The sequence below is a fragment of the Dapis purpurea BLCC-M126 genome, assembly GCF_050015975.1.
In the GTDB taxonomy this organism is placed as follows: Bacteria; Cyanobacteriota; Cyanobacteriia; order Cyanobacteriales; family Microcoleaceae; genus Trichodesmium.
The window spans coordinates 1-15,935 of record NZ_JBNHER010000301.1 but is presented as its reverse complement, the minus strand read 5'-3'; the positions used below and the strand labels follow the sequence as shown (position 1 = coordinate 15,935).

Below are 15,935 nucleotides of genomic sequence, written 5' to 3'. Positions count from 1 at the left end.
GGGTCGATAATATCAATCGATCTGCTTTTCACAATACTTTTAATTCTCGCTATCAAATAATAACAGAAGAATAAAAAAGCTGATGGTTAATAGATTAATTTTAATCAGTATATTTACTATTTGATCCGCTATGAAGTTTTAAGGGAATAGGGAAAAGGAATAGGATACAGGAAACATATATTAAGATTAAGACTACACTGTGCTTCACAATCCTAAAAAGTGCTGTAATTTCAAAAAATCGGCTGTAACATTAGCAATTTTTTGGCAAAGTTTGCGGAAGTTGGGAAAAATAGGAGAAGATATTGGTAAAGTATCTAGTTGATATAGGAGGTAGAAAGTATCTTATGACTTTTTGATATGTGGAATAGGAGAAATGTGCGAGGGTATGAATAATATATATATAAGTTTATATATACCAGCTTTACAAACATTCTCTAAGTATTACACAAGCAACTTCAATATGATGCTTATAAACAATCTAAGATAGTTAATATTTTCAACAAACTTAGAATCTGTTGATGTTAGCGATTATTAAAACTGAATAACACTCTAAGTTCAATAGTAAGAGTGTAATACTTTAACCCCCCGACCCTTTTTATTTACTCTTTTAAAAGTAAATTAAGAGGAAGTTTAAAAGTTCTTCTTAAAGCAGCATATTGGTTGGGTTGTAAGTCATGCCTCACAGGATTTTTAGGGAAAAGAAAGAGGAAGAAAACAGTAAAGGCAGATATAACTAATACCCTATACCTGAAAGTAAGTCTTGAATTTATAAATTTTGAAGCTAGGTAGTAATATTCCAAATCCAGAAACAAAATCATGACATCAAAAGTCTACTATATCAAGAAAAGCTAATAAATAAGTCAGGACTTACGCATACCCAACCTCCTAAATCTAGCTATCCTCGTAGATGTCTATTGTTCAAACCAACGATTTCTTCTAGCAACGGGGTTTGGTGTGAGTAAGTATTATCAATAATAGAACATAAAACTATTATCAATATATCTAAATGAAGCAATTATTACCAGTTTTTTTATCTGTTTAAATACTCCATTTTAGATGTCAAAAATATCTAGTGTAAATCTACCAGTTGTGATCTATGTCAACCTAAATATTTATTGGTGCAGTTAGGTTTTAGGAAGATATTCAAATGATCTTTTTAATTAGATTTAAAACTTAACAGTAACCGATGAAATTATCAATATAAATAATATGTCAATTCCAATTCCAGAGATTCCACAAGACTTCGGCGACCAGGAGCCTATCCTGCGGCCACCAATTGATCCTAATGAATTTGGTGATGCAGAAGTTATAAATTTAACTAACAATAGCATTGATGACAACAACTTTATCGTAAGTTCTAATACAGATAATAGGATTGAAGCCGAAGATGGAGTAGACACTATCTTTAGCGGCCAAGGTAACGATACTGCCTATGGAAATGATGATAATGATTGGATTAGTGGGGAAGAGGGAAATGATTCTCTACTCGGTAACCAAGGCTCTGATACGCTTAGAGGTGGGGAGGGGAATGATACTATACATGGAGGAAAGGGTAATGATTTGGTTAGAGGTGAGGAAGGAGACGACCTAGTTCTTGGAGAAAGAGGGTCGGATAATGTTAGAGGTGGTAGTGGAGATGATACTCTCTATGGTGATGGAGAAGAAGGGGAGGGTAATGACTTAGTTGATGGAGAAGAAGGTAACGATCTAGTTCATGGAAACCGTGGTAATGATACGGTTAGAGGAGGTAGCGGTGATGATACAGTTTTTGGAGGAAAAGGGGATGATTTAATTGAAGGTGGTTTGGGTAACGACATCTTGTTAGGTGGCAAAGGTAACGATACCCTCACCGGAGGTGAGGGAGCGGATATCTTCCGTTTTGAATTTTTTGAGGATGAGACATTTACTTCCGATGGCACTCAGGAATTTGGCTTCGATACCCTCAATAATTTTGTTCCTGGAGATTCTGGAGTTGATACTCTCACTGACTTTACTCCTGGAGAAGACAAAATACAACTTGATGCTAATAGCTTCGATCAGTTAATTGGTATTGATGGTAATTTCGATCCCGATGAATTTAGTACTCTTGCTGAGTTTGCCCAGAACCCAGATGCAAATCTAGTCTACGACTCAGACCAAGGTTTAATGTACTATATTGATGAAAATGGTAATGCGATAGAATTTATACAATTAGATCCTAACCTAAATATTGGTCCTGATGACTTTGAAACAATATAAACTCAAAGTTCAAAACTTATTACTATGCACTACCACTTAAATTATGAAAACGAATCTCCAGAAATTTTGAACTTACCTGAAGAAAAAGCATCAAGAGTATTTTTATATCAAAAACAGGGAAAATCTGAAACAGCTATATCTTTAATATCAGGAAGCATTAACTTTAGTACTAAATTTACCATTTCTTTGCTATAATATTATGTTCGGTTAAATAGTTATTATAATTACAGTTCGTAGTAGGGCTTCAGCCCTATCTACAGTTTGGGCTGAAGCCCTACTACAAACCATATACTTTATTATAAGTGATTATCCGCAATTCGTAGCTCCCCCGGAGGGGGCACACGATATAACTTAGGCATAATTTTTTACCATCAGGGAAATTTACCAGCAGCTTTTACTCATTATCAGCAAGATATAACTCTTGATCCTCATAATATTCTATCTCACTATAATCTTGCCATTATTTTGCAACAACTAAGGTCTACTAGAGCAGGCAATTTATATTTATCAAAAAGTTATTAACTTATCCAAAATTAGCGCTGCAAATATTTTAATTTCAATTCAGGTTTATCGTCACTGGAACAGTATTTTAGTTCAGAAAGGTAAATATAAGGAAGCCATGAGCAAGAAACCAGATGATGCTAATCTCTACAATAATCTGGGCAAAGCATTTTTATAACTGGGAAAAGTAGAAAAAGCGATTGGGAATTATCAGCAAGCCTGGGCATTATGGCCTTAATTCATACTAGTGGACTGTTTCAGCTAAAACTGTGCAAAGCGCTTTTTTCATAATCACCCCATCATCCCATCCCACCATTTTTTAATGCACCACTTTAGCTGTGTCGGTCCACTAGGGTGTTATAATCTTGGTAAAGCTTATGTTAGTAAGGTTATGTTTGAGAAAAATATTGTTATTTATCTTCTTCATTGAAACTCACACTTAGTATTAACTAGACCAAGATAAATAATTACCATGTCACAGGTTATACCTGATAACGACTTAATTATTCCAGATTTTGAGGGAGAGCCTTTTATCCCTCAACCACCAACTGATCCGAGTCAAATTCTAGGCTCAGTGGTACAAGATGGGACTTCCGGTGACGACACAATTATAGGCACGCCTAGCACAGACTATATACAAGGACGAGAAGGAAATGACTATATTTTAGGATTGCAACGTGCGGATACTATTATTGCTGGATTGAATAATGATACTGTCTTTGCAGGAAAAGGTAATGATTTAGTTGATGGTGGTGAGGATAATGATGAACTTCATGGTAACACAGACTCTGATACTCTCTATGGTCGAGAAGGTAGTGATATTATCTTCGGGGGAAGAGACGAAGATTGGATCTATGGGAGCCAGGGAAATGACTTATTATTCGGTAACCGAGGTTCTGACACTATTAGAGGTGGTACTGAAGATGACACTATCTATGGTGGTAAAGACAATGATTTAGTTAGAGGTGAAGACGGAAACGACTTTGTTCGAGGCGATCGTGGATTCGACAATGTTATAGGTGGTATTGGTGATGATACACTCTACGGTGGTAAAGACAATGACTTAGTTTCTGGTGAAGAAGGTAATGACTTAGTTTCTGGAGATAGAGGCAATGATACGGTTTCAGGAGGTAGTGGAAATGACACGGTTTTAGGAGGTAGCGGAAACGATTTAATTGTGGGAGGCCAAGGCAACGACTTCCTAGAAGGTGGCGAGGGAGAAGATATCTTCCGGTTTGAGTTTTTCGAGAATGAAACTCAAGTATTAGGTATTGATACTCTCAACAATTTCGTTGCTACAGACTCAGGGGTAGATACTCTTACTGATTTTACTCCAGGAGAAGACAAAATACTACTTGATGCTAATAGCTTTAATCAATTAAGTAGTCCTGGTGATTTGAACCAAGATGAATTTTGGTTGGCTATTATTACTAATTTCGATCCTAACAATCCTAGTATTGCTGGAAATGCTGACGTAGTTTATGATTCAGACCAAGGTTTAATGTATTATATGGATGCAGAGGGCAATGCTATAAGATTCATGCAATTAGATAGTAACTTAGATATTAATCTAGATGATTTTGAAACTATCTAAAATCAAGGCTTAAAACTTATTACTATGCGCTACTACAAAAATTATGAACAACCAATCTCCAGAAATATTAAAGTTAGCTAAAGAAAAAGCTTCAAGGGGATTTTTATATCAAAAACAGGGAAAATTAGAAGTTGCTATATCTTTATACCAGGAAGCGTTAACTTTAGCACCACGTCTCCCATTAGTTCACTATAATTTGGGCATAATTTTTCACCATCAGGGAAATTTACCAGCAGCCTTTACTCATTATCAGCAAGAGATAATTATTAATTCTAATCATATTCAAACTCACTATAATTTTGCCATTGTTTTACACCAACAAGGTTTACTAGATAAAGCAATTTATAGTTATCAAAAAGTTATTAACTTATCTCAAACTAGCTCTGCAAATATTTTGATTTCAATTCAGGCTTATCGTAACTGGAGCAGTATTTTAGTTCAGGAAGGTAGGTATAAGGAAGCTATCGAAATTCTTCAGCAAGCAATTACTAAAAAACCAGATGATGCCAATCTCTACAATAATCTGGGCAAAGCATTTTTAGAACTGGGAAAAGTAGAAAAAGCAATTGCGAATTATCAGCAAGCTTTGGCAATACAACCTCAATTAATAGTAGCTCTTCATAATCTGGGTAAAGCTTATCAAAAACAAGGTTTACATTCAGAAGCTCTTGTTTATTTTCAGGAAGTAATTAAACAACAACCAGAAAATATTTCTGCCTACAGTGACTGTGGCTTTTCTTTCTTAGAATTAGAGAAAATTGAAGCAGCAATACCCTATTTACAAAAGGTGATTAATAATAATCCTTTTGTGGAAAGTTACTGTAAACAAACAGATTTATTAATAGAGTCAGATGCGCTCGAAAAAGCAAAAATAGCTTGTACTCAATTTCTCATAACACTACAAAAATCAGATTTAGCAGGAGTCAGAAAAAATTTAACTTTAATCTACTTATCTTTAGGAAATGTATTCTTTGAGTATGGCGAATATTCACAAGCTGAGAATTATTACAAAAAAGGATTAGGATTTCAGCCGTTTAATATTGATTTGTATATAAAATTAGGCGACAGTTTAGTCAAACAAAAACGTTTTAATGCTGCTATTATAATTTACCGTCTGGGGTTGACTGTTCTACCTGACAACTACTTGATTAACCAAGCATTAGAAAAAGTTTTAGAAGCAAGAAATAATTTGCCGCATATTTTAAATGCAGACGGTATCAAAAGAATATTAAATATAGAGTTAGAGGAAAAAGATTTATCCACAACTTTTGAACTAGAGTATAGGGATAATTTGCTTGGAAATTTAATCCCAAGCAAATTTATACACCGTTTAAACAATGAAGTTTTTCAGCATAATACAGCCAATTTCGGTGGAAAAAATATTCTTTCTTTCCTGACACCTAATCATCAAGATATAACTCCTGCACTGCCTAAGAAATTAGCAGCTAGAAACGAGAAAATTTCTGAAAGTGAATGTCAGGGATTAAACTGTAAATCTTGTCTCAAACGGATATTTAAACAACTTCAACCAATTCATTTAGGAAATGGTATTCATACTTTTTCAATAACAGAAATACCAACATCTACAAATATTTCATCTGTTGATTTTCCAGAAACACCAAAATTTGTTATAGAAGTAGAAAATGGTAGAGCATGGATAGTTCCGCAAAAAAATTATTGGATGGTTTGTAATGCTATTGCCATTATTAATGAAAATAATCAATTATTAGCTGAAGTATCGCGCGAATATCCTGGTCAATTACCAGGATGTGAAAAATACGATATCAACAACCATCAGTTTTTTACTACAGAAAAATTACCACCTTTAGAGCAAATAAACGGTACAGTAGCAGTTTTCTCAGGATTATCAGGAAACGTTTATTTTCATTGGATGGTAGATATATTGCCCCGGATCGAGATATTAAGACGTAATGATATAAATTTGGAGCAAATAGATTGGTTTTTAATTAATAGTATTCAACAACCATTTCAAAAAGAAACTCTCCGGATTTTAGGAATTCCAGAAGAGAAAATTATAGAAAGCGATCGCCATCCTTATATTCAAGCTAAAAAATTAATAGTTCCATCTTTTTCTGGTCACTTAGGTTGGCTAGAAAGATTTGCTCTAGAATTTCACCGTCAAACATTCTTAAATAAGTCAAATTGTGGTTGGTTAAAAGATGGTTTAGCATCAGGAAAAATTCTAAATAATCAAGTAGATTATGCTTATCCTGAAAGAATTTACATCACTAGGAATAAAGCTAAATATAGAAAAGTTATTAATGAAGAAACAGTAGTTGATTTATTAAGTCAATACGGCTTTATCACCATCGAACTAGAAACTCTTTCTTTTTTAGAACAAGTAACATTATTTGCCAATGCTAAAGTCATAGTTTCTCCTCATGGTAGTGGGTTAACAAATATTATGTTTTGTAAACCAGGAACTACCGTGATTGAATTTATGTCTCCTAATTATATCAGACATTATTACTGGGTCATCAGCCAACAACTAGGATTAAAGTATTACTACTTGATGGGAGAAGAATATTCCTATTATCCCATCCGCCAAATCATGTATCCCAATCCTCTCACCGAAGATATTATTATTAACTTTAGTAAACTTGAAAAAATGTTATCCCAGGCAAGTATAATCAAAATAGATTCCCTGAAAAAATTAAGATTTCCCAATAATGAAGAAATTTCTCAAGATATGATTATTTTTGAGAAAAAACCCTCGAATACCGAAATTGATTACCCCGCCGCCTTCTCCGAAAAATATGCAGGAGAGAATACAACTAGAACTGCAGTAAGTGATAAAATGCTATCCAATATTAACTTAGCAGAAGCGTCTGCTCACTTCCACAAAAAAGCTTTATTCTATTTAGACCAAAAGAAATTAGACGAAGCTAAAGCAGCTTGCGAACAAGCTATTAAAAATCAACCAGATTTTGCCCCAGCTTACAAAACAATGGGTATTATTCTCCAAAATCAAGGGCAGATAGAAGCAGCCTTTGACTGGTATTTCCGAGCTATTAAAATTCAACCAGATTTTGCTGAGGCTCATGTTAATATTGGTACTCTCTATGCCAAAAAGCAACAATGGCAAGAAGCAATTGACTATTATCAAAAAGCAATTTATCTAAAATCAGATTTAATTCCAGCTTACCGTAATATAGTCAAAGCATATCAAAAATTAGGCAAGGTTTCTGAAGCAGCAAATTATCAATATAAAGTTTACTGTTTAGAACCTCAAAAAATTACAGAGCCAGAATATATAAATTTAGGAAATACTCTTCTACAGCAAAAGCAATTAACAGAAGCTATATCTTGTTATCGTAGCGCCCTAAAGTTAAATCTGAATTCCGCAGTAGCATATCAAAATCTTGCAGAAGCATTATCTAAAACCGGGGATTTTGAAGAGTCAAATATTTGTTATCGAAAAGCGATTCAATTAGGCATAATAAACCCATCAAATCTTAATCATAAATCAGCAAAAAAATCAGCTAATTTATATCCTGTAAATCCAGTAATTCCAATTGAATCAGCTAGAATAAATCGTCATAAAAAGGAAAATAAAAATCAAGAAATATCCCCGGGAAACAACAATAAATTAATCAAGCCACTTGTAAATAAAGATACTGTAGAAGCTTATAAACAATTAGGCAAAATATTGCAAAACCAAGACAAACCAGCAGAAGCTTGGCAGTGGTATACAAAAGCTATATCTATTGCACCAAAAGACCCAGAAATTTATCGAGATTTAGGTAGTTTGTACGGACAACAGCAACAGTGGCAAGAAGCAATAAAATGTTATCAAAAAGCCTTGGAAATAAACCCAAATATGGCAGATGTTCACCGTTATTTAGCAACAGCATTAACTAATGTTGGTAAACATACAGAAGCATCTGAATTTTGGCAGCGAGCTTATTCTCTAGAACCAGAAACAGCAACAGCAGAAGAACACTTCATTCTGGGAAATAGTATGCTGCAAATGAATATGGTAGATCGAGCAATATCATGCTACTGCAATGCCATAAAAATTAATCCCAATTTAACAGTAGCATATCAAAATTTAGGGGAAGCTTTAAAACTTCAATCTCATGTTCATAACTCAAATTCACAATCTAAAACTTATACAAATAATGACTATTTAAATTCTCATATTTATAGTCTGAAGGATAGTATAGCAGATAAATATGATGCAGAAATAAATAATCATCAAGTTAACCAGAATACTCCTAAATTAGTAACAAAATCTGGTATTTTTCAAGAAACATTAAAACATTTTGATGGATTTTTAAATAAGATAATTGGCCAAGTAACCTCTGTTTTTAATACGAATGATCAATTATTAAGAAAAGATTTACAATCATCTCGAAAGATGCCCAGACTAGAGGGTGAAAATAATTCTTTTCCTTTGAAAACAGAAATAGGTTTTAATATAAAAGATACAACAGAATGTTCTATTGAAGACTTACTATTTTATGATGAAAAAAATGTAAGCAATACTAATGGAAAAAGCCAGGAAAAAAGAACACAACAACAAATTGGTCAAAGACAGAATTTATACCCTAATGACCATATAGAAGACACTGAGCAAACAACTATACAGGTAAATGGTCACCCTGTTGATACTAAAGCATCAGAGATCGCTCTAGCATCAGAAATAGCTCTAGCAGATTTTTATGTTCAAAAGGCCATAGCTTATAACCAAGAAGGATTATATGAACAAGCGATCGCCGAATGTCAAGAAGCAATAGCAGTTAAACCAGAGCTAGCAATAGCTTACAAAATATTAGGTAATATCCAGCAAAAAATGGGTAGTGCTAGTCAACACGAGGAAGCCAAGCAAAATTACTTAAAAGCCATATCTCTTGATAGTCAGGATGCTTCAATTCATTCTAACCTGGGGAGTCTGTATGCACAAGAAGAATCATGGGAGCAGGCAATACCTTGTTATCAGAAAGCGATCGCTCTTAAACCAGATTTTGCTGGAGCATATCGCAACTTAGCCAAAGCATGGTATCAGGTAGATAAACAAGCAGAAGCAGCAGACTGTTGGTATCAAGCTTATATATTGGAACCAGAAAAGATCGCTCCTGAGCAATATCTAAATCTAGGTAATACCCTTTGTCGTCAAGGTCAATTAACTAAGGCTATATCCTGTTATCAACGGGCAATCAAATTAAACCCAAATTATGCTGCTGCTTATCAGAATTTGGCTACGACTTTGAAACGTCAGGGTAAGTTAGATGAAGCTATAATTTACGAGCAAAAAGCTAAAGAAGTTGGTAATAATATAGTAGAGAAACAGGTAAAAGTTAACGGTAGTAAACCCCAACATATTAATCCTGAAGATATTTTACAGTCATCTTTAGACAAAAAAGAAAAAGAGAAGTCGCCTCAAGTTAATCAAGGAGACTTAATTAAACAAGCAGAGGCAAATTTAGTCAACAGTAAATTTTATGAGGCGATCGCTACTTGTGACGAGATAATTTCAATTAAACATAATGCTGTAGCTTATCAAATAATGGGTAAAGCTTGGGTAGGAATGAATGAAATAGACAAAGCGATCGCTGCTTATGAAAAATCCATAGAAGTAAAGTCAGATGTTGCCGAAGTTTATCTCAGTTTAGGAGAATTATATGTTCAACAGCAGCGACAGTCAGAAGCTATAACTGCTTACCAAAAAGCAATTAAACTCGCGCCAGACTTAAAAGATGGTTATCGTAGTTTAGTTGAAGTATTGCTTGCTCAAGGAAAGGTTGATGAAGCTGCAGAGTTATCCTATAATGCTCTCATTCAACATCCCAGTTGGACAACTCCCCAAGAGTTTTGTACTTTAGGTCAGGGTTTAATAGCAGAAGGTAAAACACATCAAGGAATAACTTGTTTTGAGCAAGCTATTAAATTAGATCCTAAATTATGGGAAGCTCACTATAGTTTAGGGGAAATATTTAGCTCTCAAAAAAACTGGGATGAAGCAGTTAAATATTATCGACAAGTAGTAGAATTAAATTCTGAATCTATAGAGTCTTACTATGGTTTAGGTAAAGCTTTAGCAGAAAAAGAAGAATGGCAAGAGGCGATCGCTTGTTATCAGCAAGTCATTGAATTAGATACTAATAAAACTCAAGCAACTTTTCCTCACCTTGAGGAAAATCTAGATCGTATAGATATGGCAGAAGTTTATCATTTATTAGGAAATGCTTTGCAGGAAATAGGTCAACTTGATGAGTCTGTAGCAGCTTATCAACGCGCCATTGAATTAACAGGAAATTAATTAGGTTTAGGGAGTAGGGAAGAGTTGGAAAAACATTTCCAACTTTAAGATTTCTCATCTGATTGATATTGCTGTCAAAGCTCAGGTACAACAATTTATCCTTATTTCCTCTATCGGTAGTGGTGAAAGTGCAGTCGCTTTACCACCTCAAGCATTAGAAACTCTTGGTCCGGTTTTGTTGGAGAAGGAAAAAGCCGAGCAACATTTGATTAACAGTGGACTAACTTATACTATTATTCGTCCCGGTGGTTTAAAGTCGGAAGCAGCTACAGGTAATGGTTTTTTAACTACAGACTATAAAATTGCGGGAAGTATTCATCGAGCAGATGTAGCTCAGTTAGTCTGTGAATGTTTGACATCTGAAACCGCTAGAAATCAAGTTTTCTCAGCTATCGATCGCAATATGACTTATGGTAACAGAACTTAAGCTTTGAAGGTTAATATTTCTCAAGGCAACAGTGGGAGCAAGATGCTCCCATGAAATTGATAATGAATATTGCGTTCCGGAAAGCTTTGCGCCAGCAAAACGCTTTTGATGTAGTATTTCATGTCGATGACAGCCAAAAAGTAAAACAAAAATAATTATCCATTATCCATTATTAATTAATAAATCAACTATCCTGTTGTTGCTGCCAATCAGATATAACTTTTTCTAAATACCAAATTCTATCTCTACCAGGATATTTTTCTTTGACTTTTGCAATTAATCTTTCTGCCATTTCCCAATATCCGCCAACCATTCTTAACAGTTGTTGTTCTAGTTTCTTATACTTAGCATCTTCATCAATATTCTGATTTTGACTCGGGACAGATGTCTGAATTTTCTTCAAATTATCCAAAGTTTTTTGATAATTCTTCCAGTCTTCAGCATCCCCAAATAATTTAGCAGCATTCTGATAATCATCTATAGCTTTTGTGATTTCTTCTAAACGAGAATAAATGATGCCTCGGTGATAAAAAGCTTTTGCTTCATTAGGATTAATTTTTAATGCTTGTTCATAATCTTTTAATGCCTCTTGATATCCACCCATATCCCGATAAGCATTCCCTCTAGTGACATAAATAAATGAATTATTCGGTTCGATTTTTAAAGCTGCATCAAAATCAGCGATCGCTCCTTTAAAATCCCCCATTTGACTGCGAATCATACCCCGATTTCGATAAGCTAAAATATCTAGATCGTTAAATTGCAAAGCTTGATTAAAATCTGATATTGCACCTAAATTATCCCCTTGTTTATAACGAAGAATTCCTCGACAACAATAAGCTTGGGAATCTGAAGCATCTACTTTTAATGCCCAGTTTAAATCTGCTATTGCTCCCTGGCGATCGCCTTTTTCAAACCTTCTCAGCATTCGAGTTAAAAATGTTTTACTATCACCTTTTTCCCACTGAATATTACTGTCAGGTTTGATAGAAGTAGAGGCTACATTTTGCAACTGTTTAATATTATCCAAACATTTCCGACAATTAACAGCATCCTTCTCTTCTAAATACAATTCTGCACCACGCTTAAAACTAGCAATTGCATCTGCTTGATTATCTTGTTTCTGGTAAGCATTACCTAACAATTTATATGCTGGAGCATAGTTAGTATTAATCGCAATTATCTGATTAGTATCTGTAATAGTTCCCGAAATATCCCCTACTATTAACCTAGCAATACCACGACCTAAATAAGCATCTATATAATTAGGATTAATTGCCAAAGCTTGAGTATAATCTGCAATTGCTTCTTCTCTATTTCCTAAATCAAACTTTGCCAAACCTCTGCCATAATAAGCTTCAGCAAAGTTAGGATTAATTTCTATAACTCGGCTAAAATCTTGAATTGCCTCTTGATATTTTCCAGCACGAGATTTAGCGACTGCTTGACTATATATTTCCTTTTCCATTGCACTAAAGTTATTTTATGAAAATCCTAGTACTTTTATTCTATAAAATATTTTCAGTTAAAATTAACTGTTATAAAAAAAAATTCGTATAATCCTAGGGGTTTAGTCTCCAAACCCAAGCCAAAATCGGATTTTGAGAGCAAACCCCTACAGCTTTTTCACAAATCATTTCATACTACTATACAATATTTTTTTCTATCCCCTATTCCCTTAATTTTGAATTTTAAATTCCCTGAATAGGAATCTCAATTAAAAACTCCGCTCCCTCTCCTGGAGCAGAAATACAACTCAACTGTCCGTGATGCTCATCCACCACAATTGAGTAGCTAATAGACAATCCTAAACCAGTCCCTGAACCGACGGATTTAGTAGTCATAAAAGGATCAAATATCCTTGTTTTAAGTTTCTCTGTCATTCCACAACCATTATCAGCAATTTTAATTTTTACTGAATTACTATCTGTCGCTTCAGTCTTAATCAAAATTTGGGGATTCTTAATTTTTTCTCCCTTAGCTATTGAAGTTTCTAAAGCATCTATAGCATTTTCAATAATGTTGAAAAATACCTGATTCAACTTGCCAGCATTACAAACAACTGGGGGTAAATTTCCATATTCTTTGATAATCTGAATTTGCCTTTCACTTTGATTTCCTATCTTCTTAGAATAATAACAACGATGCTGTAAAACTGAGAGACTAGACTCAATATTTTGATTAATATCCACTGACTTTTTCCCTGATTCATCTAATCTGGAAAAAGTCCGCAAACTCCTAACTATATTAGTAATTCTATCAGCACCAGATTTCATTGAATTTAATAAATTATGTATGTCTTCTTCCAAAAATTCTATTTCTATTTCTGAGAGAATATCATTAACTAAAGGTGTGGGTTGAGGATATTCCTGGCGATAAACATTAATCAGTTCCAATAAGTCATCAAAGTATTGAAGAGCGTGGTCAACATTTCCATAAATAAAACTCACAGGATTATTAAGTTCGTGTGCAATTCCTGCTACCATGCGTCCTAAACTTGACATTTTTTCTGTCTGAACTAATTGAGCTTGATTGCTCGAAAGTTTTGCTAAAATTCCTTCAGTAGTCAATAACTTTTCTAAAGTTTCTTCTAACTGCTGCATTTGATGTTGAATTTTTCGCTCCCGTACTTCGAGCTGTTCTGCCATTGAATTAAATCCTTTAGCTAACCTATCTACTTCATCGTTATAGATAACAGGAAGTCTAATTTTTAAGTCACCACTTGCTAACTTTTCTGTAGCGTTAGTCATTATACTAACTCGACTTGCAATTAAATTTGACACTAAGTAACCCACTAGAATAGCTATTACGGATCCTACTAAAGACAATGAACTAATCAAAATCCAAAAATTTCTTTTTGTTACTTCTAAATCTGTTATAGAAGAGAGGATAACTAATTCTAATTCAGTAGCATCTGATCCTAATATAGTTATAGTTATAGTTTTAGTAATGTAGAATTGATTGTCAACTTTGATTTTTTTTAAATTTTTCTGAGATAATTCTTGAATTTTTTCATAAGAAAAAGTGTAAGCTTGTGGGAAACTAGAAGCAATTATTTCTCCCTTTTGCAAAGCGATAATATCTTCACTTATTCCTCTAGCTAGTTCTTGAAGTAATTTATCGCTGACAGCTTTGCCAACAATAATACCGCCAATAATTCCTCGATTAGATTTAATTGGCGCAGTTCCTATTAATATAGAAGGTGCTGGTTTTTCTGCTGCAATGATGTTAGAGAAATTTACCCCATTAATTACTTGTGAAATTGCTGTTTGGTTAGGGATTTTTTTCTGGTACAGTGTTGAGCTTCGCAAATCTACTAATTGATTACCATTTTTGTCTACAACCTGCATTAAATCTAGAGATAAATTTATTCTTAAAGGTAATAATTGTTGTAAAATTTCTGTTTTATTTTTTGATTGTAACGCTCTTTTAATTGTTGTTGCCTCCACCAGTAATTGAGCATCTAACTCCATTTTCGTGATTTCTTGTTGGAATTCTCGTAAAATCAATGATCCAACATCTTTTACTTGTTGTATCTCCTTTCTTTCAGTATGTCGAGTAAAGAAATAACCAATACCCAAGGTTCCTGGAATCCATATTACAAGGAATACTAAAAGAAACGGCAAACTAATTTTTTCTCTTAAAGGCAGATTTGAATAAGGGTTTAAATGAATACTTTTCACTAATTCAATTAAAGGAAATAAACGTCTATTAAATACCTTTTTATTTATAATTACTTGGTTTTTAATGCCTATCATTTTTTTATTAGCTGATCAAAGAGATAAATAGATATTAATGATACTCCATATCCCATTCTATGACAGCCGTTTGCTATTTTCCAGAAAATTTTCCCTTACTGCCTTGTTCTTTCTCTTGTTCCGTGGGCATTCGCTACTTAATTTTCTCTATCAAATACTGCGGAAACTTTTAAGTTAATGGGCCTAGATCCAGGATATAATACCAAATCAGCTACCAACTTCTGTGTAGCTTGTTCCTCTTAAATTCTCAGACTAATCAGTTTATCGGTAAAAAATCGAATATTCAAAAATACCACAATCTTGATATTTAAGTTTCATTAGCAATGCAGCTTCTTTATTTTTATAATTATCCATAACTAACAACTTCAACAACTGATAAAAAAAGTGATATAAACAGGGAAATAATATTCCGTTTTGACAACTTTTTTAATATTTTTTTATCATCTAAGAGTTAGATCGGGATAGGGATTTTTAGGTTCATCTTTCACCTCTAATTATAATTCTTGATTCTGCACTCTAGGATGACATAAAAGTAAGGTAATTTTTATTACTGAAAATTACCAATTTTAACATTTAAACCTAATCTTATAGGTGGTTATATGAATTATTTAATCAATAATTCATATAATTTTTCTGAATTATCATTATCTGATAACTATTCTGCAAAAATGTGAAATTGATCGTTAATTTTTAGCATCAAAATCCAATTATGAGAAATACCTTATCCTTCATAAGGTTCAATCTAAATTTATTGTATTTAGCCAAAACCTTATATCATGTCCGGTTGAACAGTGATAAATAAATAACTACGGAGGAGTCAGGAGTCAGGACTCAGGAGTCAGAAGCGAAGAAAGAAGAACAACAGAAGAAAAAGGAGAAAGTTTTTTTATAACTAATTATCCGGACATGATATTACTATTATATTAGTTAAACTGGAAAAAGTGAAAACTAATGATGAATAAAGCTCTTCGCTGATGAAAACTGAGTGGCGATCGCAGATCCTTATTTATATCAAATCCGCTTAATTCGGTATAAAAAAAATTTTCATCTTCATTCAAGAGCAAATGTTTCTAAATTCCCTTTCCTCCTGACTCCTGACTCCTGACTCCTGACTCCTGACTCCTAGATTAACTA

At 33.6% G+C, this 15,935-nt stretch carries 8 protein-coding genes; 6 read left to right on the top strand and 2 right to left on the bottom strand.

The window, feature by feature from the left end; all coding sequences use genetic code 11:
- Positions 1-1,209: 1,209 nt before the first annotated feature.
- The 6 genes from ACP6PL_RS27340 to ACP6PL_RS27315 all read left to right on the top strand — a co-directional run bounded on the left by ACP6PL_RS27340 (position 1,210) and on the right by ACP6PL_RS27315 (position 11,043).
- Positions 1,210-2,238: a calcium-binding protein gene (locus tag ACP6PL_RS27340; protein WP_426548492.1), complete on the top strand. Its 1,029-nt coding sequence runs from the start codon at positions 1,210-1,212 to the stop codon at positions 2,236-2,238.
- A 24-nt stretch (positions 2,239-2,262) separates the two neighbouring features.
- Positions 2,263-2,433: a hypothetical protein gene (locus ACP6PL_RS27335; protein WP_426548491.1), complete on the top strand. Its 171-nt coding sequence runs from the start codon at positions 2,263-2,265 to the stop codon at positions 2,431-2,433.
- A gap of 120 nt (positions 2,434-2,553) precedes the next feature.
- Positions 2,554-2,760 carry a tetratricopeptide repeat protein gene (locus ACP6PL_RS27330; protein ID WP_426548513.1) on the top strand — a complete coding sequence of 69 codons (207 nt, stop codon included), beginning with the start codon at positions 2,554-2,556 and terminating at the stop codon, positions 2,758-2,760.
- Between the two features lie 451 nt (positions 2,761-3,211).
- Positions 3,212-4,333, top strand: coding sequence for a calcium-binding protein (locus ACP6PL_RS27325; protein WP_426548490.1), 1,122 nt, complete (start codon positions 3,212-3,214; stop codon positions 4,331-4,333).
- A 43-nt stretch (positions 4,334-4,376) separates the two neighbouring features.
- Positions 4,377-10,616, top strand: a complete 6,240-nt coding sequence (locus ACP6PL_RS27320; protein WP_426548489.1) for a tetratricopeptide repeat protein — start codon at positions 4,377-4,379, stop codon at positions 10,614-10,616.
- 34 nt (positions 10,617-10,650) lie between these two features.
- Complete coding sequence (locus tag ACP6PL_RS27315; RefSeq protein WP_426548512.1) at positions 10,651-11,043, top strand: NAD(P)H-binding protein; 393 nt, start codon at positions 10,651-10,653, stop codon at positions 11,041-11,043.
- A 184-nt stretch (positions 11,044-11,227) separates the two neighbouring features.
- Here ACP6PL_RS27315 and ACP6PL_RS27310 read toward each other — a convergent pair whose 3' ends face one another.
- Positions 11,228-12,511: a tetratricopeptide repeat protein gene (locus tag ACP6PL_RS27310; protein WP_426548488.1), complete on the bottom strand. Its 1,284-nt coding sequence runs from the start codon at positions 12,509-12,511 to the stop codon at positions 11,228-11,230.
- Positions 12,512-12,734: 223 nt separating this feature from the next.
- On the bottom strand, positions 12,735-14,801 hold the full coding sequence (locus ACP6PL_RS27305) for a sensor histidine kinase (protein WP_426548487.1): 2,067 nt from the start codon (positions 14,799-14,801) through the stop codon (positions 12,735-12,737).
- Positions 14,802-15,935: the final 1,134 nt, after the last annotated feature.

What these genes read in the sequence shown, in the direction of transcription:
- ACP6PL_RS27340 (WP_426548492.1), top strand. Translation starts at nt 1,210, where the DNA reads ATGTCAATTCCAATTCCAGAGATTCCACAAGACTTCGGCGACCAGGAG.
- ACP6PL_RS27335 (WP_426548491.1), top strand. Translation starts at nt 2,263, where the DNA reads ATGCACTACCACTTAAATTATGAAAACGAATCTCCAGAAATTTTGAAC.
- ACP6PL_RS27325 (WP_426548490.1), top strand. Translation starts at nt 3,212, where the DNA reads ATGTCACAGGTTATACCTGATAACGACTTAATTATTCCAGATTTTGAG.
- ACP6PL_RS27320 (WP_426548489.1), top strand. Translation starts at nt 4,377, where the DNA reads ATGAACAACCAATCTCCAGAAATATTAAAGTTAGCTAAAGAAAAAGCT.
- ACP6PL_RS27310 (WP_426548488.1), bottom strand. Translation starts at nt 12,511, where the DNA reads ATGGAAAAGGAAATATATAGTCAAGCAGTCGCTAAATCTCGTGCTGGA.
- ACP6PL_RS27305 (WP_426548487.1), bottom strand. Translation starts at nt 14,801, where the DNA reads ATGATAGGCATTAAAAACCAAGTAATTATAAATAAAAAGGTATTTAAT.